The sequence below is a fragment of the Enterovirga sp. genome (assembly GCF_028290205.1).
Lineage (GTDB): Bacteria > Pseudomonadota > Alphaproteobacteria > Rhizobiales > Beijerinckiaceae > Enterovirga.
Map to the genome: position 1 here is coordinate 1 of NZ_JAQGKF010000207.1, position 23,874 is coordinate 23,874.

General features: G+C 70.6%; 18 protein-coding genes and 1 tRNA gene. 11 read left to right on the forward strand and 8 right to left on the reverse strand.

The features are described from left to right. The first annotated feature begins 386 nt into the window (after positions 1-386). Together JWR86_RS14095 and JWR86_RS14100 are read left to right on the forward strand one after the other, a co-directional pair. Positions 387-2,096: an MFS transporter gene (locus tag JWR86_RS14095; RefSeq protein ID WP_299566697.1), complete on the forward strand. Its 1,710-nt coding sequence runs from the start codon at positions 387-389 to the stop codon at positions 2,094-2,096. Positions 2,097-2,208: 112 nt separating this feature from the next. Next, positions 2,209-2,280, forward strand: a tRNA-Thr gene (locus JWR86_RS14100). Between the two features lie 279 nt (positions 2,281-2,559). On the opposite strand, the gene JWR86_RS14105 is transcribed toward JWR86_RS14100, so the two are convergent. Next, positions 2,560-3,111 (reverse strand): hypothetical protein, encoded by a 552-nt coding sequence (locus tag JWR86_RS14105; RefSeq protein WP_299566699.1) that lies wholly within the window; start codon positions 3,109-3,111, stop codon positions 2,560-2,562. 827 nt (positions 3,112-3,938) lie between these two features. On the opposite strand from JWR86_RS14105, the gene JWR86_RS14110 reads away from it, so the two are divergent. The 4 genes from JWR86_RS14110 to JWR86_RS14125 all read left to right on the forward strand — a co-directional run bounded on the left by JWR86_RS14110 (position 3,939) and on the right by JWR86_RS14125 (position 7,284). Next, positions 3,939-4,655, forward strand: coding sequence for an outer membrane beta-barrel protein (locus JWR86_RS14110; RefSeq protein ID WP_299566701.1), 717 nt, complete (start codon positions 3,939-3,941; stop codon positions 4,653-4,655). A 230-nt stretch (positions 4,656-4,885) separates the two neighbouring features. Then, positions 4,886-5,089, forward strand: coding sequence for a hypothetical protein (locus tag JWR86_RS14115; protein ID WP_299566703.1), 204 nt, complete (start codon positions 4,886-4,888; stop codon positions 5,087-5,089). A 143-nt stretch (positions 5,090-5,232) separates the two neighbouring features. Continuing rightward, complete coding sequence (locus JWR86_RS14120; RefSeq protein ID WP_299566705.1) at positions 5,233-6,033, forward strand: GH25 family lysozyme; 801 nt, start codon at positions 5,233-5,235, stop codon at positions 6,031-6,033. Between the two features lie 78 nt (positions 6,034-6,111). Further along, positions 6,112-7,284 (forward strand): isovaleryl-CoA dehydrogenase, encoded by a 1,173-nt coding sequence (locus JWR86_RS14125; RefSeq protein ID WP_299566708.1) that lies wholly within the window; start codon positions 6,112-6,114, stop codon positions 7,282-7,284. Between the two features lie 28 nt (positions 7,285-7,312). Here JWR86_RS14125 and JWR86_RS14130 read toward each other — a convergent pair whose 3' ends face one another. Continuing rightward, on the reverse strand, positions 7,313-8,293 hold the full coding sequence (locus JWR86_RS14130; RefSeq protein ID WP_299566710.1) for a Gfo/Idh/MocA family oxidoreductase: 981 nt from the start codon (positions 8,291-8,293) through the stop codon (positions 7,313-7,315). Between the two features lie 31 nt (positions 8,294-8,324). Next, the gene (locus tag JWR86_RS14135; RefSeq protein ID WP_299566712.1) at positions 8,325-9,221 is read right to left on the reverse strand and encodes a DMT family transporter; all 897 of its coding nucleotides are present in this window, start codon (positions 9,219-9,221) and stop codon (positions 8,325-8,327) included. 90 nt (positions 9,222-9,311) lie between these two features. Here JWR86_RS14135 and JWR86_RS14140 point away from each other — a divergent pair, with 90 nt between their 5' ends. Then, positions 9,312-11,189: an ABC-F family ATP-binding cassette domain-containing protein gene (locus tag JWR86_RS14140; RefSeq protein ID WP_299566714.1), complete on the forward strand. Its 1,878-nt coding sequence runs from the start codon at positions 9,312-9,314 to the stop codon at positions 11,187-11,189. A gap of 24 nt (positions 11,190-11,213) precedes the next feature. Here JWR86_RS14140 and JWR86_RS14145 read toward each other — a convergent pair whose 3' ends face one another. Together JWR86_RS14145 and JWR86_RS14150 are read right to left on the reverse strand one after the other, a co-directional pair. Continuing rightward, positions 11,214-12,182 carry a diguanylate cyclase gene (locus JWR86_RS14145; protein WP_299566716.1) on the reverse strand — a complete coding sequence of 323 codons (969 nt, stop codon included), beginning with the start codon at positions 12,180-12,182 and terminating at the stop codon, positions 11,214-11,216. 86 nt (positions 12,183-12,268) lie between these two features. Further along, positions 12,269-15,484: an AAA family ATPase gene (locus JWR86_RS14150; RefSeq protein ID WP_299566718.1), complete on the reverse strand. Its 3,216-nt coding sequence runs from the start codon at positions 15,482-15,484 to the stop codon at positions 12,269-12,271. A gap of 181 nt (positions 15,485-15,665) precedes the next feature. Between JWR86_RS14150 and JWR86_RS14155 the strand changes: the two genes are divergently transcribed. Next, positions 15,666-16,571 (forward strand): hypothetical protein, encoded by a 906-nt coding sequence (locus JWR86_RS14155; RefSeq protein ID WP_299566720.1) that lies wholly within the window; start codon positions 15,666-15,668, stop codon positions 16,569-16,571. Here JWR86_RS14155 and infA read toward each other — a convergent pair whose 3' ends face one another. After that, complete coding sequence (gene infA, locus JWR86_RS14160) at positions 16,572-16,847, reverse strand: translation initiation factor IF-1 (RefSeq protein WP_299566722.1); 276 nt, start codon at positions 16,845-16,847, stop codon at positions 16,572-16,574. A gap of 145 nt (positions 16,848-16,992) precedes the next feature. On the opposite strand from infA, the gene JWR86_RS14165 reads away from it, so the two are divergent. The 3 genes from JWR86_RS14165 (at position 16,993) to JWR86_RS14175 (ending at position 20,992) form a co-directional block, all read left to right on the forward strand. Then, a complete protein-coding gene (locus JWR86_RS14165; protein ID WP_299566724.1) occupies positions 16,993-17,919 on the forward strand; it encodes a 50S ribosomal protein L11 methyltransferase in 927 nt (308 codons plus the stop codon). Beyond that, the gene (locus JWR86_RS14170; RefSeq protein WP_299566726.1) at positions 17,916-19,736 is read left to right on the forward strand and encodes an aminopeptidase P family protein; all 1,821 of its coding nucleotides are present in this window, start codon (positions 17,916-17,918) and stop codon (positions 19,734-19,736) included. The genes JWR86_RS14165 and JWR86_RS14170 overlap by 4 nt, the downstream gene beginning before the upstream one ends. An 83-nt stretch (positions 19,737-19,819) precedes the next feature. Further along, entirely contained in the window at positions 19,820-20,992 is a 1,173-nt protein-coding gene (locus JWR86_RS14175) for a hypothetical protein (RefSeq protein WP_299566728.1), read from the forward strand. Here the strand turns inward: JWR86_RS14175 and JWR86_RS14180 are convergent. Together JWR86_RS14180 and ligA are read right to left on the reverse strand one after the other, a co-directional pair. After that, entirely contained in the window at positions 20,893-21,900 is a 1,008-nt protein-coding gene (locus tag JWR86_RS14180; RefSeq protein WP_299566730.1) for a 3'-5' exonuclease, read from the reverse strand. The two genes, JWR86_RS14175 and JWR86_RS14180, sit on opposite strands and share 100 nt — an antisense overlap. A gap of 66 nt (positions 21,901-21,966) precedes the next feature. Beyond that, positions 21,967-23,874, reverse strand: a 1,908-nt coding sequence (gene ligA, locus JWR86_RS14185; RefSeq protein ID WP_299566732.1) for an NAD-dependent DNA ligase LigA, incomplete at its 5' end; no start/stop codon positions are given.

Consider the following 23,874-nt stretch of genomic DNA (forward strand, 5'->3'; position numbering starts at 1 on the left):
CGGCCGCGCGCCAGGATGCCGGAACGCCGATCGGGCCGGCGCCCCAGGGCCCGCAAAGCCGCCGCGCGGGGCGGCGTCGGCCGCCGAGGTCGCAAAAGAGAGGGCGGCTGCGGCCAGGAGGCCCAGACCGGTCAGAACAGGACGCATGGCGAACACCTTTTGGGGTCGCCTCCTCGCGGGAGAACCTAGCAGAACGCCCGCCCGGCGTCACGGATCCGGGCTGCACCGGCGCTCGAGCCCCCGAGATTAGACGGAGGTTGCACGACGAATTGTCGACCTCTCGCATGTCGACGCCTGCGGCACGCTGACCTATGCGTTCCTGGGCGAACAGGACAGGGTCCGGCGACACCGCCCAAGCGACCCAACCTTCAGCGGGGAGACGACCAATGGCTGTTGCAGCCGCACCGACGACCGACACGGCCGTCCGGCCCATGACTCGGGAGGAGCGCAAGGTCATCCTGGCGTCTTCGCTCGGAACGGTGTTCGAGTGGTACGATTTCTACCTGTACGGCTCGCTGGCGGCGATCATCGGCGCCCAGTTCTTCTCCGCGTTTGATCCGACCACCCGGAACGTTTTCGCCCTGCTGGCCTTCGCGGCGGGCTTCCTGGTCCGGCCCTTCGGCGCGCTGGTCTTTGGCCGCATCGGCGACCTCGTCGGCCGCAAATATACCTTCCTGATCACCATCGTGATCATGGGCCTGTCGACCTTCCTGGTCGGGCTGCTGCCCTCCTACGCACAGATCGGCTGGATCGCCCCGGTGGTGCTGATCCTGCTTCGCATGGCGCAGGGGCTGGCCCTGGGCGGCGAGTATGGCGGCGCCGCCGTGTACGTGGCCGAGCACGCTCCGCAGGGTCGGCGCGGCTTCTATACGAGCTGGATCCAGACGACCGCCACGGTCGGCCTGCTCTTGTCCCTGATCGTGATCCTGATGCTGCGGACCTGGATGGGCGAGCCCGGCTTCACGCGCGGCGAGGGCTATCCGATCGCCGGCTGGCGCATTCCGTTCCTCCTGTCCGTGTTCCTGCTCGCCATCTCGGTCTGGATCCGGCTGCAGATGAGCGAGTCGCCCGCCTTCCAGAAGATGAAGGAAGAGGGCACGCGCTCCAAGGCGCCGCTCTCGGAGGCCTTCGGCCAGTGGCGCAACGGCAAGGTGGTGATCTTCGCCCTGCTCGGCATGGTCGCCGGGCAGGCCGTGGTCTGGTATACGGGGCAGTTCTACGCGCTGTTCTTTATCCAGAGCATTCTCAAGGTCGACCCGTTCACCTCGAACGTCCTGATCGCCTGGTCGCTGATCCTCGGCACGCCCGCCTTCATCCTGTTCGGATGGCTGTCCGATAAGATCGGCCGCAAGCCGATCATTCTTGGCGGCTGCCTGGTCGCGGCCATCACCTTCTTCCCGCTCTTTCACGCCCTGACCAACGTCGCCAATCCGAAGCTGGACGCGGCGCTGAGCAACGTGAAGGTCCAGGTGGTGGCCGATCCGGCGGCCTGCGGCTCGGTGTTCGACCCGGTCGGCATCCGGACCTTCACGGCGCCCTGCGACGTGGCCCGGGTGGCGCTGGCCCGTTCGGCCATCAAGTACGAGTCGGTCTCCGCGCCGGCGGGCACGGCCCCGAAGGTGACGGTGAACGGCAAGGACGTGGCAATCGCGCCGGCCATCGCGGCCAACCAGACCGCCTTCACGGCGGCGGCTGTCGAGGCCGGCTACCCGGCCAACAACGACCCGGGCATCGTCAAGGTGAACGGCTTCTTCTCGGCCCTCGGCAACACGCAGGCCCTGAAGGCGATCGGGATCCTGACCATCCTCGTGCTCTACGTGACGGCCGTGTACGGGCCGATCGCGGCGGCCCTGGTCGAGTTCTTCCCCACCCGCATCCGCTACACGGCGATGTCGCTGCCCTACCACATCGGCAACGGCTGGTTCGGCGGCTTCCTGCCCGCCACCTCCTTCGCCATGGTGGCAGCGACCGGCGACATCTATTTCGGGCTCTGGTACCCGATCGTGATCGCCATGATGACCTTCGTGATCGGCCTCCTGTTCGTGCCGGAGACCAAGGATCGCGACATCTTCAGCTACCAGGGCGCCACGCGCTGACGCCCTCGCCACCTCGGTCCCGAAGCCCCGCCCCTTGGCGGGGCTTCTCGTTTGGGGGCCGGCGCCCCTGCTTCCGGCGGCGCCCGGGCCATGGTACCGGAGCGCGCGGTCAGCCGGCGTAGCACAGCGGTAGTGCAGCGGTTTTGTAAACCGAAGGTCGGGAGTTCGATCCTCTCCGCCGGCACCGCGTTTCAGGGCCCGAGACGGGGTTCAGGGCCTGCCCCCCGGGCGGGGGCTTACCGGCTCGCCCGGCCGGCATCGAAGTCTGGAGCGGAGATCCGGCTCGGCGAGCTGCTCGGATGCGCGACCTCGAGGCCCGCATGGCTGCCAAGCGTGACCACGTTCGCAAGTGTCGGGCCGGGAAGCGAGCTCAGACGAAACCTCGCAGCTAGCCCGAACATGCAGCAGTCGAAGGCGGCGCTGCTGCAAGAGAAGGTCTGGCCTGCAGCGCCGCCTTTTCGGATCAGCCTTTACCCAGGCAGAGCTTGGCGGCCCCGAGAGCCATGCCGGCATTCGGGATACGGAAATTGGCCTCTGAATCCTTGTCGAAGGTCAGGTACATCGTCTGGCCTTGACCCAGTGCGTCGATCAGTTCGTCGGCCTGCGTGAACGTTCCGGTCAGGATCGTCTTGTCGGCGGCCTGCCAAACCGCCTTGCGGTAGAGAACCCGGCGATCGATCTTGAAATCAGCGGTGGTCTTCTCGTCCTTGTCCCAGTCCCAGCCCTCATAGGCGAGCGACACGACCAAGATGTCCTTGCCGGCATTGTCCTTGCTGACAACGAGCGCGATGCCGTTCATCCGGTTCTCATCGTCTTTGTCGCGGTACTCGCGGCTGGCCGTGCACACGCCCTTGTCCGGCTTGTCGCTGACGTCCCAACCTCCGACCTTGATGTCGGCCTGAGCAGCCGTCGAGAACGCCGCGACCAGGACGGCCGCGCCAACAATGATCTTTCGCATGCGTGAAACCCCCACGCCGAGGATCCCTGCGAGGGTTTCCAAGCGGCTGAGCGCCACATGCTTCTACACAGCCCGGCAAGCAACGCCATTCTGCAGGCAGGATGGCCAAGCCGTCTCAGCGACCACCGATCAAGCGCACGATGGACCACCCGGCGACCATCACCAGCCGCCCGCGTCCGGCGACCTGCTACCGAACCGCTGCGGTTGGGGCGGTGGCAGCAGCCCCTCCGCCGCCCCGACCACCGCCTCCGCCTCCGCCTCCCGGCGCTACGCGATCCGGCGGTCGATAAAATAGACTGCGGCCCGGAAGCGACGGTCAGCCTTCTGGCGCGAGTGGACGACCTCGTTGATCGCGGGGGGAATCGGGACGTGCGGATCAGCCTCACAGCCCAGCCAGGATCCGGCCGTAGAAATCTTACCCGACGCATTCCGAGCCCTGCCCTTCTGCTGCCAGGGGTTGTGCTCGGCCCGCACGTGAGCCAGCTTGTCCTCTGCGTCGTTCGGCACATTCCGCGACGCTCTGGACTGACATGGATCCGGCGCTGGTGAACCTTACCCCCTAGATCCCGGCTGTCCTCGGCGGAGCCGAACCCGGCACCTTCCGGGCGACTGCAGGGGCGTCGCGCCCCAGGCGCTTGGTCAAATCTGGGCCCCTGAAACGGGCCCATTTTTCTGTCCTGGCGGCCGACTCATCTTACCGCTGCCCTCACTTTTCCGCTATCGACAGTCTTTGCCCCGACTATCACGGCAGACCGCAGGATTAGCATCCTGGAGTGTTGCCGCTCTGCACTATCCTGTGTTCCGGGGCCTGTGCTTAATCCGAAAGGTTCATGCAACGGGGCGACACGATGACGAAGCAGATCTTGTTGGCTACGGTTTCGGCAATGGCGCTGACTGGCTCGGCCCTGGCCGCGGACCTGCCTATGCGCCGGGAGGCGCCCGCCCCCTATGTGGCGGTTCCGGTGTTCACCTGGACGGGCTTCTACGTCGGTATCCACGGCAGCGGCATCGTGTCCGGCGACGTGCGCGGCACGACGCTGGCTCCTCTGCCGGTCATCGGGCTTGAGGCGAATGTCGGCGGCTTCGTCGCCGGCGGCACGGTCGGCTACAACTACCAGTTCTCGCCTGGGGACGGGTTCGTGGTCGGTGTCGAGGGCGACATCGGCTTTGCGGATTTCGGCAACCGCGTCCGCGCCACGATCCCGGGCGCTGGCTCCGCTTTCGCCCGCGCCGAGGTCCAGGACTACTTCGCCACGATCCGCGGCCGGATCGGCTACGCGTTCGGTCCGTTGCTGGTCTACGCCACCGGCGGCGCTGCCTTCACGGAGCTGAACATCGGAGCGGGCATCACCGCGCCCGGCCTCCTGGTCGGATCCATCAACAGCCGTCGCTCTCTCGACGGCTTCACGGTGGGCGGCGGCTTCGAATACGCGCTCACGCCGAGCATCTCGATGAAGGCGGAATACCTGTACACCGAGTTCGACCGGCAGGTGTTCTCGTTCCCGGTGCCTGCGCTGGCCGTCGTGCCCCGCGCCTCCGCCGAGATCGACATCCATCAGCTCAAGGTCGGCCTGAACTATCGGTTCAACCTCTTCAACTGACCGGATCCCGCGTCCCGCGATGGAGCGGGTTTCAGGTGGTCCACCAACTTGCCCGCCGGCCTCGAGCCGGCGGGCATTTTTCAATCGGCAGCGAGCCTGCTCACGGCGGCCGCTCGGCGTCCTCGACGGTTCCTTTGACAGCTCGGCCCAGGCCGTCCCGATCTGCGCGCCGTTGATATCCTTCCGGCCGAAGCCGGGGCAGGATGCAACCCTCTCCGGAGGCTCTCCCCATGACGCCCGTCGCCTATGTGCTGATCTGGATCGCGCTCTCCGGCGGGGGAACGCTGACCTCGGGCTCGGCCGAATTCGAGACGAGAGCGGCGTGCCAGAGCGCCCAGAGGCTGCTGCGCGAGAGCTACATGAAGCTTCAGGCCAAGCTCGGCGAGGCCGCGCCGAACGGGTTCGAGGCCGGCTGCACCGAAAAGCGCCTCTAGGGGCGAGGCTGTCGGCGCGGCGGCCGGGATGCGGTGTCGCCAGCCGGGCACAGTAAACGCCTCGTTAAGGAGACGCCGCAAATGCCCGTTAACGCGTCCTGGTGCATCGACTAACGCTCAGTTTGCGTAGGTTGGGGGCCAGGATGGTGGTGGCGTCGCGAGGACGGAGTTGGCTGATCCGGGCCGCATGCGTGGCCGCGGCAGCCCTCGCGATCAGTGCGTGCGCACGCCAGCAGATCTCGGCGGATCGGCTCGCCGACGCCAAGCCGCACCCGGGCGTGGCGAGCGCCCACAACCTCCCGGTCCACGGCATCGACGTCTCGAAATGGCAGCGGCGCATTGACTGGGCCTCGGTCGCGGCCTCCGGCAAGCGTTTCGCCTTCATCAAGGCGACCGAGGGCGGCGACCATGTCGACAGCCACTTCCTGGAGAACTGGGAAGGCGCCCGCCGGGCCGGCGTGGCGCGTGGCGCGTACCACTTCATGTTCTGGTGCCGGGACGCCGAAAGCCAGGCCGCGTGGTTCCGCAAGGTCGTGCCGCAGGACCCGAGCGCCCTGCCGCCGGTGCTGGACGTCGAGTGGAACGGCGAGAGCCGCACCTGCTCGAAGAAGGTCAGCAAGCCCAAGGCCCTCGCCATGATCAAGGTCATGCTGCGCGAGATGCAGGCCCATACCGGCAAGAAGCCCGTGATCTATACGGACATCACCTTCCACGAGGACATCCTGGAGGGCGAGCTGCTCGACTACGCGCACTGGATCCGCTCGACCGCCGCCGAGCCGCATGTGCGCTACAACAACCGGACCTGGACCATCTGGCAATACACCACCACCGGGCGGGTGCCGGGCATCGCCGGCGCGGTCGACCGCAACGTGTTCTACGGCTCCGAGAGGGAGTGGGCCGCCTTCGCGCGCGGCGGCTGCGACCCCCGCTTCGGGTGCTCCTGACGGAGCGGCCGCGGCGCTCGGGCGGTCTGGCCTGGGACCGGACTCCCGTATAAGCCCGCCCGGACCAGGGAGGGCGAGATGATCCCGAACGCCGCGCGCGACTTCAACTTCGACCTGGGCGACACGGCCGACGAGATCCGCGAAACGGTCCGCGCCTTCGCCCAGAACGAGATCGCGCCCCGGGCGGAGGAGATCGACCGCACCAACACCTTTCCGCGCGACCTCTGGCCGCGCATGGGGGCTTTGGGGCTGCACGGCATCACGGTCGAGGAGGAATACGGCGGCACCGGGCTCGGCTACCTCGAACACGTGGTCGCCATGGAGGAGGTGTCCCGAGCCTCGGCCTCAGTCGGCCTGTCCTACGGGGCCCATTCCAACCTCTGCGTGAACCAGCTCCGCCGCAACGGCTCGGACAGGCAGAAGCGCAAGTACCTGCCGGGGCTGATCTCGGGCGAGCATGTCGGCGCGCTCGCCATGTCGGAGCCCGGCGCGGGTTCGGACGTCGTGTCGATGCGGACCCGGGCCGAGAAGCGCGGCGACCGCTGGGTGCTGAACGGCTCGAAATTCTGGATCACCAACGGCCCGGAGGCCGAGACGCTGGTGGTCTATGCCAAAACGGACCCGGAGGCCGGGCCGCGCGGCATCACGGCCTTCATCATCGAGCGCGGCATGCCCGGCTTCTCGACCGCGCCGAAGCTCGACAAGCTCGGCATGCGGGGCTCCGACACCTGCGAGCTCGTGTTCCAGGATTGCGAGGTGCCGGACGAGAACGTGCTCGGCGAGGTCGGTCGCGGCGTCGGCATCCTGATGTCAGGCCTCGATTACGAGCGCGCGGTGCTGGCCGGCGGGCCGCTCGGCATCATGCAGAGCTGCATGGACGTGGTGCTGCCCTATGTGCACGACCGCAAGCAGTTCGGGCAGCCGATCGGCACCTTCCAGCTCGTGCAGGCCAAGGTGGCCGACATGTATGTGACGATGAATGCCTGCAAGGCTTACGTCTATGCGGTCGCCAAGGCCTGCGACCGCGGCGAGACCACCCGCGAGGATGCTGCCGGGGCGATCCTCTACGCGGCCGAGAAGGCCACGCAATGCGCCCTCGACGCGATCCAGCTTCTCGGCGGCAACGGCTACATCAACGACTACGCGACCGGCCGGCTGCTGCGCGACGCCAAGCTCTACGAGATCGGCGCCGGCACGAGCGAGATCCGCCGCATGCTGATCGGCCGGGAGTTGTACGGGAAGACGGCCTGAGCGGCCGCCCTCGGGACCGCGAGCCCGGTCAGCGGGCCGCCAGGCTGGCGCTCGCCCGCTCCAGAACGCGCAGCACCCGCAATCCCTCCTCGCCGTTGGTGACCGGCTCGGCGCCGGTCCGGATGGCGTCCAGGAAGTGCAGGCATTCGCGACGGAGCGGCTCGCCGGCTTCCAGAGCCACCGGCTCGGGCTCGGCCCGCTCCGCGAAGGGCACGCCGGCCCGGTCCACCAGCCGGTGCCGGTAGAGCACGAGCTTGCGGTCCCAGGGCTCGCGATCGTCGAACACCGCCATGGCGGCCTCGCCCACCACGACGAGCCGCTGCTCCTTGAACGGGTGCAGCCAGGAGACGCGGATCTCCGCCCGGACATTGCCCGGGAAGCGGAGGTCCACACCGGCCGTGTCCGCGATGGTCGCGTGCGTGTGGTAGCCGCCCTCGGCCCGCACCTCCTCCGGCTCGGCCCCGACCAGCCCCAAAATCATGGACAGGTCGTGCGGCGCGAGCGCCCACAGCGCGTCCTCCTCGCGGCGAATGCGGCCGAGATCCAGTCGCGTCGAGGTGAGCGAGAGCAACCGCCCGAGCGTCCCGTCCCGCACCAGGCCCTGCAGGGCCAGGAAAGCCGGGTGGTACTGCAGGATGTGCCCAACCATCAGCCGCCGGTCGTGGCGGCGGGCCACGGCCAGGAGTTCCCCGGCCTCCGCCGTGGTCATGGCCATCGGCTTCTCGACAAACAGGTGCTTGCCGGCTTCCAACGCGCGGCGGCCGAGCGGCAGGTTCTGGGAGGGCGGCAGCGCCATGACGATGCCGGCGATCTCCGGGTCGGCCAGCACCTCGTCGAAGCTGCGGGCCGGCCGGCCGTGCTGCGCGGCGACCCGCGCGGCCGCCTCGGGGTCGCGGTCGACCACCGCGGCCAGGGCGCCGATCTCGGCATAGTTGCGGGCGTGGTTGCGGCCCCACATCCCGACCCCGACAACGGCCACGCCCGGATTGCCCGCCATTCTGTCCACCATCACGCCTCTGAGCGGCTTCAGGCCGCCGCCTTTAGCCGTCCTGCCGCCGCAGCGCGAGCGCGACGCCGCCCAGGGTGAGGGTGAGGGCCAGGATCTGGCGGGGACCGAATTCCTCGCCGAGCGCCCAGGCCGCCGAGGTCACGCCGACCACGGGCGCGAGCAGCATCCCGAGCGAGGCGCTGGCCGCGCCGAGGCCCCGCACCGCCACGAACCACGTCAGGTAGCAGAGCCCCATCGGCACGAAGGCCATGTAGGCCCAAGCGGCCCAGGCCTCCGGCCCGAGCCCGCCGATCCGGTCCCGCTCGAAGACGAGCCCCAGGATCACCATGGGCAGGCAGCCGAGCCCGACCTGCCAGGCGGTGGACACCACCGGGGCGAGCGGCAGCGGCGTCCGGGAGGTCGCAGCCCCCAGGGCGAACAGGATGGCGGAGGTCAGCATCAGCAGGATGCCGGGCCATTTGGCCGAATTCAGCCCCACGCCGCCGCCGGCCAGGAGCACCACCACGCCGACGAAGCTGAGCACGAGCGCCGCGACCTGCCGGGCCTGCGGCCGCTCGCCGGCGATGGGCCAGGCCAAGATCATGGCCCAGATCGGCATGGTGTAGACCAGCAGCGCGGCCTCGGCGACGTCGAGCCAGAGCAGCCCGATGGTCGAGAACCCCATCCAGGCGAAGACATTGGTGAAGGAGGCCCAGGCGAGCCGGAGGCCGATGCCGCGCGGCAGCTTCAGACTCTCGCCGGCGGCCACCGCCGCGAGGGCGAGCGCGGCGGCGCCGCACAGCCCCGACGTGCCCCGCGCGAAAAGCGGCGGCCACTCGCGCAGCAGGACCTTGATGATGGGCCAGTTGAAGCCCCAGCCGACCACGGCGATGGCGAGGCAGGCGAGCGCGAGCCGGCGCTCCGGCGAAGAGCCTGAGGAAGGGGGCACGCCGTCCTGTCGGCCGTTCCGCCCGGCCGGTCAACGCCCGCAACTCAGGCCGGCCTTGCATTCCGCACGACCCGGCATGCACAAGCCGACATGCTCCACATCACCGATCTGACCTATCGCATCGGCGACCGGCTGATCCTCGACCACGCCGGGGCGGCCCTGCCCGCGCGGGCGCGGGTCGGGCTCGTCGGCCGCAACGGAGCCGGCAAGTCGACCTTGTTCCGGCTCGTCCAAGGCGAAATCGCCTCCGAATCGGGCGGCATCTCCCTGCCGCGGCAGACCCGCATCGGCTCCGTCGCGCAGGAGGCGCCGAGCGGGCCGGAGTCGCTGGTCGAGGTCGTGCTCGCGGCCGACACGGAACGGGCCGCGCTCATGGCGGAGGCCGAGCACGCGGACGGGATGCGGCGCGCCGAGATCGAGACGCGCCTGACCGACATCGGCTCGCATTCCGCGCCGGCCCGCGCCGCCACCATCCTGCACGGGCTCGGCTTCGACGCCGCCGCCCAGCACCGGCCCTGTTCGGATTTTTCCGGCGGCTGGCGCATGCGCGTCGCGCTGGCCGCCGTGCTGTTCGCCGAGCCCGACCTCCTTCTGCTGGACGAGCCGACCAACTACCTGGACCTCGAAGGCACGCTCTGGCTCTACGATTACCTGGGCCGCTACCCGCATTCGATCGTCGTCATCAGCCACGATCGCGACCTGCTCGACACCTCGGTCGATCACATCCTCCATCTCGAGCGCGGCAAGCTCACGCTCTATCGCGGCAACTACACGTCCTTCGCCAAGCAGTATTCCGAGAAGCGGCGCCTGGAGCAGAAATTCGCGGCCAAGCAGGAGGCCGAGCGCAAGCACCTCCAGGCCTTCGTCGACCGCTTCCGGGCGACCGCCTCCAAAGCCCGGCAGGCGCAATCGCGCATCAAGCGCCTGGCCAAGCTCGAACCCGCCTCCACCATGGTGGACGAGAGCACCCTCCCCTTCATCCTTCCCTCGCCGGAGCGGGCCCTGTCGCCGCCCCTCGTGGCCATGGAGGGGGTTGCGGCCGGCTACGGCGACCGCACGGTTCTGAAGCGGCTCGACCTGACCATCCTGCCCGACGACCGCATCGCGCTGCTGGGGCAGAACGGCAACGGCAAGTCGACCTTCTGCAAGCTCCTCGGCGGCCGCCTGCCGCCGCTGGCCGGCGACATCCGCCGCTCGGCCAAGCTCGAGGTGGCCTATTTCGCCCAGCACCAGCTCGACGAGCTGAGGCCGGGCGCGACGCCGTTCCTGCAGGTCGGCGAGCGCATGCCGGGCGAGCCCGAGAGCAAGATCCGCTCGCGCTGCGCGCGGTTCGGCTTTCCGGGCCAGAAGGCCGACACGCCGATCGAGAACCTGTCCGGCGGTGAAAAGGCGCGGCTGCTGATGGGGCTCGCGGCCTTCGACAGCCCGCACATGCTGATCCTGGACGAGCCCACGAACCACCTCGACATCGATTCGCGCACCGCGCTGATGGAGGCGATCAACGACTACGAAGGCGCCGTGATCCTGGTCAGCCACGACCGCTTCCTGATCGAGGCCTGCGCGGACCGGCTCTGGATCGTCGGCAACGGCGCCGTGAAGCCGTTCGACGGCGACATGGACGATTACCGCCGCTTCGTCCTGTCGGGCGAGAGCGACCCGGCCCCAGCCAAGTCCCGCCCGGACGAGGACAAGGCGGAGCGGGCCGAGGAGCGCCGGCTCGCAGCCGAGCGCCGCGCCTCGCTGGCGCCGCTCCGCAAGAAGCTGCACGCGCTCGAGATCCGCATCGACAAGCTCGGCACCGCCATCACCAAGATCGACACGGCCCTGGCGGGCGGCCGCGCCTATGAGGCGGATTCGGCCAAGGCCCGCGAGCTGGCCCGCATGCGGGGCGAGGCCGCGGCCGCGCTCGCGGCGGCCGAAGACGAGTGGCTGAGCGTTTCGGGGGAGATCGAGGCCGCCTCCGCCTGAGAGGCCCCGCGAAAGGGGCGGCCGCTACAGCAGCCCGCTCGCGCGCGCCACGGCCAGATGCAGGGTCGGCTCGCCGAAGATCCTGACCGCATTCCGGCCGGCCCCCTTGGCCTGGTAGAGAGCTGCATCCGCCTCGGCGAAGAGTTCGGACGGCTTGCGGCGATGCGGGCGGCCGAGGATCGTCGCGCCAATCGAGGCGCTGATGTCGAGCCGGGCGCCGTTCCAGAGCATCGGCCGACTGAGGGCGGCGGACGCGCGGCGGAGCATCTGCGCGATCCGGGCCGGTCCGAGCGGGGCCCGCAGCAGAACCGCGAATTCGTCGCCGCCAATCCGGGCCACGAGCATCGCGTCGGCGAAGACGTCCTGCAGGCGTAGCGCCACCTGGCGCAGGCATTCGTCACCGGCGCCGTGGCCCTGCCCGTCATTGACCGCCTTGAAATGGTCGAGGTCGATCAGGACCAGGGCCGAGACAGAGCCGCCATCCAGACCGGACCGGATGACCTCGCGGTAGCGGTCCTCGAACAGGGCGCGGTTGGCGAGCCCGGTCAGCGTGTCGCGCTCGGCGAGCCGCCGCAGCCGGTCGCGGACCTCGCGTTCCGCGGTAATGTCCTGTTTGGACCCGAACAGCCGGATGGGCCGCCCCTGCTCGCTGACGACGCCGGCGGAGAGGCGCATCCAGCGAACCTCGCCCCGGATGGTGCGGATCTGGCTTTCCACTTCGAAATTCTGCCCGCTGCGGATCGCCTCGGCCCGCATGAACTCCATCTCGCGGCGGGATTCGTCCTGGTACAGATCGACGATCGCCGCGCGTTTCAGCGGCCAGCCGGGCGTCAGCCCGAACAGATCGTAGACGCCCTCCGTCCAGGTCAGCCTCTCGGTCGAGAGCTCGCACTCCCAGGCGCCGAACCGGGCCAGGCGCGAAGCTTGGTCGAACAGGCGGAGTCGGCGCCGCAGGGCGTTGCGTTCCCGCTCTGCATTCCACGAATCCACCATTGCAGCTCGAGCGTCTCCTGTCGGCAGCACGCCACGGGGCGCAGAGCGTAATAAGGAACCGTTAAGCCTGCGTTTGCGGCCGGCGCTCAGGGCTGCTGCGGCGAGGCCGTGCGCCCGGCGCCGTGGGTCGGGCCGGCAGGCGCCGGCTCGAAGACCCGGCCCTCCAGCCGGGCCTCCACGGCCCGCAGCGCCAACAGCACCTCGGCCATGACCCAGACCTCGGCGGCGAAATCGGCCGGGACGATCGGATGGTGCAGGGCCTCCTCCAACCAGATCAGCGCCCGCGCGCGTTCCAGCGCGTTGCCCCGGGGCACGGCCTCCACCGTGGCAAGCAGCATCCAGGGGAAGCGGTAGTGGCGCAGATCGTCGGTTTCGGAGACGCGCCGGCGGTTGCTTTCCGCGACCACGATCACGGCTCTCGAGACCTCGAGCGTCCGCAGATGCGGCACCTCCCCGGGCAGATTGGCCAGCCAGGCGCGATCATAGGCCGTCGTTCCTGTCACGCGCCGCAACACATGCGCGGTCAGGGCCGAGATGGCCAGGTACTCGCCCGCCTCGAAGGTCCCAACCGGCGGCGGCGGATAAGGCGGCCATCGCGCCGTGTCGGGGCTGCCGAGCTGCTGCAGCCACAGCGCGGCCCGCCCCACGGCGTCGCTGACGCGGGACTGCAGCTCCGACGGCACGAGGCCGCGGTCCAGGTGCCGCTTCAGGCCGATCAGAACCAGCGCCGTGGCCGACGTGGAGGCGTTCTGGGCGAGCGGCAGCGAGGGGTAGATCGGCCACCAGCCGTCGCGGTGCTGGCGCTCCAGCAGGGCGTCGAGCTCGCTCGCCTCCGCGGGCTGCCCCGAAACAGCCAGGGCCGTCAGCACCCAGGCCGTCGCGACCTCGTTCGGGCCCCGGGCGGCCGTCTCCCGCCAGCACTGGCAGCGCGGATCGCGGGTCTCGGTCGCGTAGGCCCTGAAATCGGCCTGCCCGCCCGGGGGCGGCCGCCCCTGTGTCGCGACATGCAGCTGCGCGGTGAGCCAGGCGCTCGCGTCCGGATTGCTCTCCATCTCGCGGTGCAGGGCGGCGGTCAGCGCCTCGATGCTCCGGCCGAGGTTGGCCCGGGTGCGCTTGGAGACAGGCAGGACCGCCTCCACGTTCCAGACCCGCGGCACGGCCCAGACCACCTGCCCGCCGTGCACGATGGGCCCGACGCCGATCACCGGGATCATGATGGCCAGGAGCACCAGCGCCGCCGCCACAGCCCCTCGGCGGACCCGTGCGAGAATTCTGGCCCGTTCGCACTTCTGCGACTGCCGGATGAAGCTCCGCTCCGCCGGCGCCAGCGTGGCCCCGCTGCTGCGCACCAGCTTCAGGGCGTCCTGGAGGAGTTCGCCCGAAAGCAGCCGCCCCTCCTTCTGGTCGCTGTTGCGCCACAGGGCGGCCGCCGCCGAGATGCCGGCCCGGAGTCGGAGATTCTCGCGGTTGCTCTCGATCCAGGTGACAGCCGGCGGCCATTCCCTGAGCAGCGCCTCATGGGCGAGCGCCACGACCGGGGTTCCGTCCGGGGCCACATCGGCCACCAGCAGATGGGCCGCCGTGAACGCCTCGATCAGGCGCCGGCAGCCGGGATGGCTGTCGAACTGGCGCGTCGAGACGCGGTTCTGCAGGATCCGGCGGTCGTCCGTCGGGTCGATATGGACGATGGCCGACAGGAGATCGGGCAGCGAGAGCTGGACGGCTGGCGGCAGCTTGCCGAACTCCTCGTCGGCGCGCAGCCGCAGCGCGCCGTGGAGGCCGCCGATCTGCTCGTAATCGGCAAAGCGGAGGAGGCCGGAGCCGCGGCTGCGGCGCCACAATTCGTCGAGCGTGAATTCGAGGAGCGGCAGCACGGTGGCGTTGCCGGAAGCGGCGTCGCGAATGACCTCGTCGAGCCCCTCCTCCGGGTCGCCCCGGCGCTCGAATTCCAGCCCCGCCATGGCGGCCGGGCGCCTGATCATCTGGGCGATCTCGGCGGAACGAGGCCCGCCCACCGTGAACAGGCCGCCCCGGTCGATGAACAGATCCCGGAAATGCTCCGGCAGCTCCGCCGTGCGGCCGAAAAAATCGGCCCGCACCGTCGCCACCACCCAGACCCGGCCGGTGAGGACCAGGATGCGCAGGACCTCGGCGAAGGCGTCGCGATCGGCCAGCGCCACCGTCTCGTCGAACACCTCCTCGAACTGATCCACCAGCACCACAAGCCGCACCGCGCCGTCCGTGTCTGGGTCCGGCCGGGCCTCGCGGGCGCGCCGCGTCTCCAGGTCGAGCGCCCGCGCCAGCGCAGCCGTGAGGCCGCCGGGGTCGCCGAGCAGCTTTTCGACCGCGCGGGCCTCGCCGAGGTCCGGCAGCGCATCGGCCGCGACCAGTGCGGCCGCGAAATCCTCCAGCAATCCGTGCTGGCTGGCATTCGGCTTGAACACCGCCCGGCGCCAGCCGATCACGCCCTCGATCACCCCCGGCCGGGTCAGCAGGGGCAGGAGCCCGGCCCTGACCAGCGAGGATTTGCCGACCCCGCTCATGCCGGTGACCATCAGGAAGGGACGGCCGTCTTGGCCGCGCCGCCGCATCACCTCCAGGGCCTCGGTGACCAGGGCGGTGCGGCCGCAATAAATGTGGGCGTGCTCGAAATCGAACGCCTGCAGACCGCGGAACGGCGACCCGCTCCACACCGTCCGGCTGTCCTCGCGGCCGGTCAGACGGCGCAGCCGCTCGCGGATCCAGTCCCGCAGATGGACCTCGATCAGCTCCTCAAACTGGGCCGTCTTCTCGAAACTGTAGAAGGCCGACCGGAAGGTGCCGTCGGGGTTCCTGAACCACTGGTCGACAAAGGCACCGACCTGGTCGAGATCGGCGTTGCGCCGCGCCCGCTCCTCCCGGTCCTTGAGCGAGAACCTGATCTCGGCCGTCTTGAGGTAGCACAGGATTTCGGGGCGCCGGTCGCGGTCGTAGCTCTCGCGCGCCCGCTCGAACTCGTAGACCGTGCCGGACGGGTAGGCGCTGCCGTCGGGCCGCGCGAATTGCGCGATCGGCAGGGGGGTGCCGATGCGGGACCACAGGATGAACAGCGCGAGATCGGCGTTCTGGACGTCGATGATCTGCGACTGGAACGTGTCGGTCGCCCGCAGGACGCTGCGTTCCCACAGGTAGGCTTCGAGCTCGACCGCGTCGCTGAATTCGAGCTGCAGCCGCTCCGCCACGGCCACGGCAACAGCGCGCTCAGCCCCGACATCACCCGGGGACGACACGAAGATGCGGAGCTTCGGCAGCGTGGCGGTCAAGCGAGGGCTCCAACCGGACCGCAGACTAGCCGAAACGCGGCACCGCCTCCAGGTTGCCGCGCGGCCGGGGCGACGCCGCCGGCGCCGGCGTGCTAGAGGGCCGCGAGGCGCGCCGGGCGGCCGCCATCTCTCGACCGGGTCACGTGTGACGGATCAGACAACGCCGGACTCTCCCCACGGAGTGCATATCGGGCAGGACGGCTGGTTGTTTCTCACGGGCGGGACCAATGCCGTGGTGCGGCAGTATCGCCCGCATCCGAGGCGCTGGTGGCGGCTGCGCGGCTGGGCGCGGCTCCTGGAGCGCAGGGCTGCCCGGGCCGCGGCTGCAGGCGCCCGCTACCTGCACGTGGTCGTGCCGGACAAGATGTCGATCTATCCCGAGCTCTGCGCCGAGCCGCTGGTGGATCCGCGGCAATCGCAGGCCCTGCTTCTGGCCGAGATCCTGCGCAAGCGCGGCCGGTCCGACCTGATGGTCGACCTGCTTCCCGTGATGCTGGCCGCAAAGGACGGCGAACAGCTGTTCTGGCGAACCGACACGCATTGGACCCCGGCCGGGGCGCATCTCGCCTACCGGGCCCTCTGCGCGGCGCTCGGGGCGGCGCCCCGCACCGATCTCCTCGACCGGCCGGTGGTGGAGGCACAGCGCGCGCTCGATCTCGGGGCCAAGCTTTCACCGCCGCCGCTGGAAACGCACCGGGTCCTGCACTGGCGCCGCGATGCGGTCCGGACCTATGCCAACGACCTTCTCGCCGAGTGGGAGGCGGGCCGGTCGGCGGTGACTCCGCTGACCGCGACGCATGTGGTCTACAGCAATCCCTCGCCGGAGGCCGATCCGCGCCGTCTCCTCCTCTATGGCGATTCCTTCGGCCACTACGATCCGGTGCACCTCACCGCCCTTCTCGCCGAGACGTTTCGGGAGGTGCATTACGTTTGGTCGACCAGCCTCGACTGGCGGCATGTGACCGCGGTCGGGCCCGACATCCTGCTGACGGAGATCGCGGAGCGGTTTCTGACGCGCGTCCCTGACGACCGGTACGACGTCACGCTGGAGGCGGCGCGCCGCCTCTCGGGCCGCGCGCGCGGCTGATCAGCGGCGGCGGATGCCGGCCCGGAACGGCGGCCGCGGGCCGGACGACAGCCGCTCGTCCTTGTGCCGGAAGATCAGGCGGCCCTTCTCGAGGTCGTAGGGCGACATCTCGACCGTGACGCGGTCGCCGGCCAGGGTCTTGATCCGGTTCTTCTTCATCTTGCCCGCCGTGTAGGCGATGATCTCGTGCCCGCTGTCGAGCTGGACGCGAAACCTGGTATCGGGAAGCGCCTCCAGCACGAGGCCTTCAAACTGGATCAACTCTTCTTTCGGCATCAGGCCAGCAACCTTCGGAACCGTTGAAACGGTCTGCTCGGGCGCGCCTCTACACGAGAACGCGGGCCGGTGCGACGAAAAACGCCGTCGCCCGACGCACGGTCGCGGCGTTGGCCCGTTCCGATGGCGGTGCTACAGCGCCCGCATGCTGGAAGGGCTTCCGCCGCACGCGCCGACGCACGTCATGCGGCTCACAACGGACGGGGCGCGCGCGCGGGCGCTGACCGAGCTCCTGGGCGAGGTGTTCGACCCGGCCGAGACGGCGGTCGCCGCCTTCGAGGCCGAGGATGGCCGCACCTGGCTGCTGGAGGCCTATTTCAGCGCGGCGCCCGACGAGGACGGGATCCGGGACCTCGCCCGCCCCATTCTCGGCGAGGCGGTGGACGCGGCCACCTTCCGGACCCTGGCCGGAGCCGATTGGGTCAGGGCGTCGCTGGATGGCCTGAAGCCGGTCAGAGTGTGGCGCTTCCTGGTTCATGGCCAGCACGACCGGGTCGTCGTCCGGCCGAACGACCTCGCCATCGAGATCGAGGCGGCGTTGGCCTTCGGCACGGGCCACCATGGCACCACGGCCGGCTGCCTGGCCGCCCTCGCGGCCGAGATCCGCCGGCGCCCGCCGGCCCGCGTGCTCGACCTCGGCACCGGCACCGGCATCCTGGCTTTCGCGGCCGCCCGCGCGCTGCCGGCCCGCATCGTGGCCGGCGACATCGACCCGGTGGCGGTGGAGGTCGCCCGCGCCAACGCCGGGCTGAACGGCGTCGCGCCGCGCATCCGCTTCTATGCGGCCCCCGGGCTGCGCCACCCGCTCGCCTCGGGCCGTTTCGATCTTGTCATGGCCAACATCCTGGCCGGGCCGCTGCGCCGCTTGGCGGTCCCTGTCGCCCGGGCGGTCGCGCCGGGCGGCACCCTGGTCCTGTCGGGCCTTCTGGAGCGTGACGTGCCGGGGGTCCTGGCCGCCTATGCAACCCAGGGCCTGCGCCTGCGCTCGCGCAGCCTGCGCGAGGGCTGGGCCACGCTGGTGCTGCGGCGCGGCGGGGTGGCCAGCCGGGCGCGCAGGAGGGATCGCGGGTGAGCGCCACGTTCCAGAGTTTCGACGACCTCGCGAGCCCCGCCCAGGGCACGCGACACATCCCGCTGCTGCGGGCCGAACTGCTCCGGCGCGGGCTCGACGGCTTCGTGGTGCCGCGGGCCGACGAGCACCAGTCGGAATACGTGCCGGCCTCGGCCGACCGGCTCACGTGGCTCACGGGCTTCACGGGCTCGGCCGGCACGGCCGTGATCCTGCGCGACGCCGCCGCCATCGTGGTCGATGGCCGCTACACGCTCCAGGCCGCCCAGCAGGTCGACACCAGCCTGCTGACGGTGGTGCCGCAGGCAGAGACCTCGGCCGAGAGCTGGATCGAGGCGCATCTCGGGACGGGCGTGCTGGGCTACGATCCCTGGCTGCACACCGCGAAGTCGGTGGACGCCCTCCGCCGAGCGGTGACGCGGGCCGGCGGGCGGCTCGAACCGGTCGGCACGAACCCCCTGGACGCGGTGTGGGCGGATCGCCCGGCCCCGCCGACCGGGGCCGTGTCGCTCCATCCGGACGCGCTGGCCGGAGAAGCCGCAGCCGCCAAACTCGCCCGCCTCGGTGACACGCTCCGGACGGAGCGTCTCGACGGGCTCGTCGTGTCCGATCCGCACAATCTCGCCTGGCTGTTCAACATTCGGGGCGCCGATATCGCCCACACACCGATCGCGCTGGGCTACGGCATCGTGCCGCGCGGGGGCCGGCCGATCCTCCTGCTCGATCCCGCCAAGCTTTCGGCCGAAATCGGCCAGGCGCTCAGCCAAGTCGCTGACCTGCGGCCGCCCTCCGGGCTCGCCGAGGCGCTCGGCGCCGTGGCGGCCGGCGGCAAGCGCATCCGGATCGACCAGGCGACCGGTGCCGAGGCCCTCACCCGCCTGGTCGAGGAGGCCGGCGGGTTCGCCGACGCCGGAGCCGATCCCCTCACCCTGATGAAGGCCCGCAAGAACGCGGCCGAGATCAGCGGCGCCCGGGAGGCGCATCGGCGCGATGGGGCCGCCGTTGCCCGCTTTCTGCACTGGCTGGACCGCGCCGCCGCCACGCGGCCCCCGCGCGAGATCGAGGCCGTGGAGGCGCTGGAAGCGTTTCGCCGCGACACGGGGGCGCTGCGCGACATCTCCTTTCCGACCATCTCGGGATCCGGTCCGAACGGCGCCGTGGTGCATTACCGCGTGACCCGGCAGAGCGACCGCGCCCTGCGGCCGGGCGAGCTGTTCCTGGTCGATTCGGGCGCCCAATATCAGGACGGCACCACCGACATCACGCGCACGGTCGCGATCGGCGAGCCGAGCGCGGAAATGCGGGACCGTTTTACGCGCGTGTTAAAGGGGCACGTCGCGATTGCCCGGGCCGTGTTCCCCCGGGGCACCTCCGGGGCGCAGATCGACGGCTTTGCCCGGCGGCCGCTCTGGGAGGCCGGGCTCGATTTCGACCACGGCACCGGGCACGGCATCGGCAGCTACCTGTCCGTGCACGAAGGGCCGCAGCGCATCTCGAAGCTCGGCGGCACGGCGCTGGAAGCCGGCATGATCCTGTCCAACGAGCCCGGCTATTACAAAACGGGCGCCTACGGCATCCGCATCGAGAACCTGATCCTGGTGGAGAGCCGGGACGTGCCGGGCGGCGAGCGGCCGATGCTGGGATTCGAGACCCTGACGCTGGCGCCGATCGACCGGCGGCTGATCGACACCCGGCTGCTCGACGCCGAGGAGCGGAGCTGGCTTGACGGCTATCACGCGGCTGTGTGGCAGGCCTTGTCGGGGCTCCTGGAGCCCGAGACCCGGGACTGGCTCGCGGCCGCCACAGCACCGCTCGGCTAGGGCTCCCCCTGGACAGGCCCGGGGGACCGGGCCGATGGTGCAGCCTCGGGCGCAAGGCGGGATCGGGCCGAGGAGGGTTCACGATGCGACGAGCGATCCGGGCCGCGGCTCTGGCCGCATCTGCGGCCGCCGCCCTCCCCTGGACAGCCGAGGCCCAGACGGCCGGTCCCCCGCCCGAACCGGTCGAGCGCCACCTCATCCTGTCCGCCGCCGAGATTGCGGACGAGGGCGTGGTGGTGGACGGCGTCGTGCGGTCGAAGAAGCAGGGCAACCGGCCGGCCGAGTTCACGCTCGACATCTGCTTTCCGATCCGGGCCGACACCGGCGAGATCGACCGCTTCACCGCGCCGCTGCGACAGGTGCGGAACGGCTTCTCGGCCTCCGGTCAGAGCCTCCTGCGACAGGTCAGGACGGAGCTGACCCTCTCCACCCAGTCCGCCGGCGCACAGAGCACCATGGCGGGCGAGCTCCGCTACGGCGACCTCAAGATCAGCCTGCGCGAGCACAGCCTCGACTGGGAGGAGGGTGGCGCCGAGCACCTGTTCGAGAAGCTCAGTCCCCCGGCCGGCACGCTGGCCCCGAACGAGATCCTGGCCAAGATCGAGATCGGCGCGGTGCGTCCCGTGCTCGATCTGCTGCGCCGGCACGGGGCCGTGCTTCCGGCCGCACAGCTTGTTCCGGGCTGCGCCGATCACCGCGAGGGCAAGCAGTATCTGCGGGTGCTGACGAGCCCGGCCCGGGTGGCCGAACTCGCCGCCGCCCTGAAGGCCGCGCCGGGCGTGGCCTCGGCGGATATCGCCGAGGAAACGAGCCTGCGCGAGGACGGCGTGAAGCTGCCGGCCGGGCTCGCGACCGCGTCCGAGAGGGCAGTGGTGGACGCGTTCACGGCCGCCGCCCGCAAGGCGCTCGGAACGGACCGCCCGGCCGACGTGAAGGCGGCGCCGGCGACGGGCGAGTACGTGGTGCTGCTCACCCGGGATACCCCGAGCGCGGGCGCGCTCGGTCTGGCGGAAGCCATTGCCGTGACCGTGATGGTGGCGGCCGACCCTTACGACAAGGCGAAGCGCGTTCTGTTCGTGACGCAGGTCGGCTCGAAATTCGTGGATCCCTCGCCGACCCCGCTGCAACTCGCGCAGGAGATGTTCGAGACGGTGAGCTACACCGAGATCCAGCCGAGGCGCGTGTCGGCCGCGCTGGCCGCCGCCTTCGCGGCGGAGATCGGTGGCGAGGTAGCATCCGGCTCCGGGCGGCGCTGATCCGAAACCGCCCGCGCCGCGCTTTCGGCCGGAAGCAGGGCCCCCTCGCCCAGGGCCTGGAGCACAGCCCGGAGCTTTTCGATGTCGTACAGGTTGCCCGACAGAAGGTCCGTCACGTCTCCGTCCAGCAGCGCCGTGACATGCCGGCACCGAATGCGGTGACGTCCCGCCATGCAGGAGCAGCGCAGGGCATAGCGCGGCCCCTCGAAGGCGCCGGCGATCTCATAGGCGTCGCCCCGCGATCCCCGCATCGTGAAGGCGAGCCTGCCCGATGGCGGCGGCGCGGTGCGCTTGGCCGCGACCCGGATCTCGCGCCGCTCCCGGGCGGCTGAGATGCAGGGCGTGCGGAGCGGGCCCTCCACCGATCCCGGCACCACCTGCAGGCGGAGGGCGGCCTCGCCGATCCGCGTGGTGCCGGCCGCCGAGGCCGCCGCCAGCGCGACGCGGGCACAGGCATAGGCGTCCTCCTCCGCGTGGTGATGGGCAAAGGACACGCCGACCTTGGCCGCCATGGCGGCCAGGCCGAAACGCCGCTCGTGCGGCCAGGCGCGCCGGGCCATGATCCGGGTGCAGAGATACGACAGGCGCGGCACGGGCAGCCCGTAGAGCGCCAGCGTGCTGCACAGAACCGCGATGTCGAAGGCGGCGTTGTGGGCGATCACCGTCGCGCCGACGAGATCGTCGAGAAAGGGCGCGATGGCGTCGGGCAGTTCGGGCGCGCCCGCGACGTGCTCCGGCCGGATGCCGTGGATGCGGACGTTGCTGGGCTCGAACCGGATCTCCGGCGGGCGGACGAGGCTGTAGGCCCGGCGTGTCACGCGGCCATCCTCGATCCAGGCGAGCCCGACCGCGCAGGGGCTGGTCCGCTGCTCGTTCGCCGTCTCGAAGTCGATCGCGACCGCCCGCATGATTCTCCGCCGCAAGCCCGAATCACGCGATTGTAGAGGGAGGCGGCCCGGAAGGCAGCGCAGGCCCTATCCGGCCACCAGCGCGAGCCACTCGTCTTCCGAGATCACCTTCACGCCGAGCTTCTCGGCCTGGGCGAGCTTGGAGCCGGCGCCCGGGCCCGCCACGACGAGGTCGGTCTTGCCCGAGACCGAGCCCGACACCTTGGCACCGAGCCGCTCCGCCGTGGCCTTGGCCTCGTCGCGGGTCATGCGTTCCAGCGAACCCGTGAACACCACCGTTTGGCCGGTGACCGGCGAGCCGGCCGCCACCGCTTCCGGCGGCTCGGTCGTGACCTGCCGGGCCAGCGCCTCGACGGCGCGACGGTTATGCGGCTCGCGGACGAACTGGATCAGGGCCTCAGTCGCCACGGGGCCGATCTCGGGATCCTGAGCGAGATCGAGATAGCCCTCGCCAGGGCCCTCCTTGAGGGCCGCGGACGCCGCGTCGTGCAGCGCGGCGGCATCGGGGAAGCGCTCGCCCAGGGCCTTGCGCTGCACGGTGGTCAGGCGCACCGGTGCCGCCTCGAGCGGCGTTCCGGGCGCGGGCGCCGCCGCCTCGCCCCAGGCGACCAGGGCGTCGCGCGTGACGCCGCCGATCCCCTCCACCGTGTCGAGCGCGAACCAGGCCCGGCCCGGCATGCCGGCGGCCGCGCGGTCGAGCCCAGCCAGCAGGGCAGCGGCGTCGGGGAAATGCCGCGCCAGCGCCCGGGCCGTCGTGTCGCCGACATGCCGGATGCCCAGCGCGAACACGAAGCGCTGCATCGGGACCGTGCGGCGCGCCGCGATGGCGTCGAGGAGCTTGCGGACCGACACCGCCTCCTCGGCCTCCGCGGCCTTACCCTTGGCGGCCTTCGGCGGCGCCTTGCCGGCCCGGGCATAGCGCTCGGCGGCCAGCGCCGTGCGGTGCTCCTTGAGCGCGGCCGCCACATCGTCGTAGCCGAGCCGGAACAGGTCGGCGGGATCGTGCACGAGGCCGCGGTCGTGGAAGAGCTGGACCAGCGTGCCGCCGAGCCCCTCGATGTCGAAGGCGGCGCGGCCCACGAAATGGCGCAGCCGCTCGACGGCCTGAGCCGGGCAGATCAGCCCGCCGGTGCAGCGCCGGACCACGTCCTCCCGGCCGGTGCGGGGGTTGAGCTCGCGCACGGCGGCCGACCCGCAGACGGGGCATTCGGTCGGAAACCGGTACGGCTCCGCGCCGGGCGGGCGCTTGCCCTCCACCACGGCCAGAACCTGGGGAATGACGTCACCGGCGCGCTGGATCTCCACCGTGTCGCCGATGCGGACATCCTTGCGGGCGATTTCGTCCTCGTTATGCAGCGTGGCGTTCTGGACCACGACGCCGCCCACGGTGACGGGCCGGAGCTTCGCCACGGGGGTCAGCGAGCCGGTGCGGCCGACCTGGATGTCGATGTCGTCCAGGATCGTGATGGCCTTCTCGGCCGAGTATTTGTGCGCAATCGCCCAGCGCGGCTCGCGCGACACGAAGCCGAGCCGCGCCTGGTAGGACAGGTCCTCCACCTTGTAGACGACGCCGTCGATGTCATAGCCGAGCGCCGCCCGCTCCGCCTCGATCAGCCGGTACTGGGCCAGCATCTCGTCGACGCCTCGGCACACCCGCAGATGCTCGCTGGTCCGGAACCCGGCCGCCCCCAGCACCGCCACCATGCCGGATTGCGTGTCGGCCGGCAGGTCCGGGGCGACCTCGCCCCAGGCATAGGCCTGGAACCGGAGCGGACGCGCCGCCGTGACGGCCACGTTCTTCTGCCGCAGGCTGCCGGCCGCACCGTTGCGGGGATTGGCGATGGCCGGCTTGCCGGCCGCCACCTGCTCGGCATTGATGGCTGCGAAGTCCTCGTGCGTGAGGTAGACCTCGCCCCGCACCTCGAACACCTCGGGCAGGCCGCTGCCGGTCAGCGTCTTTGGAATGTCGGCCAC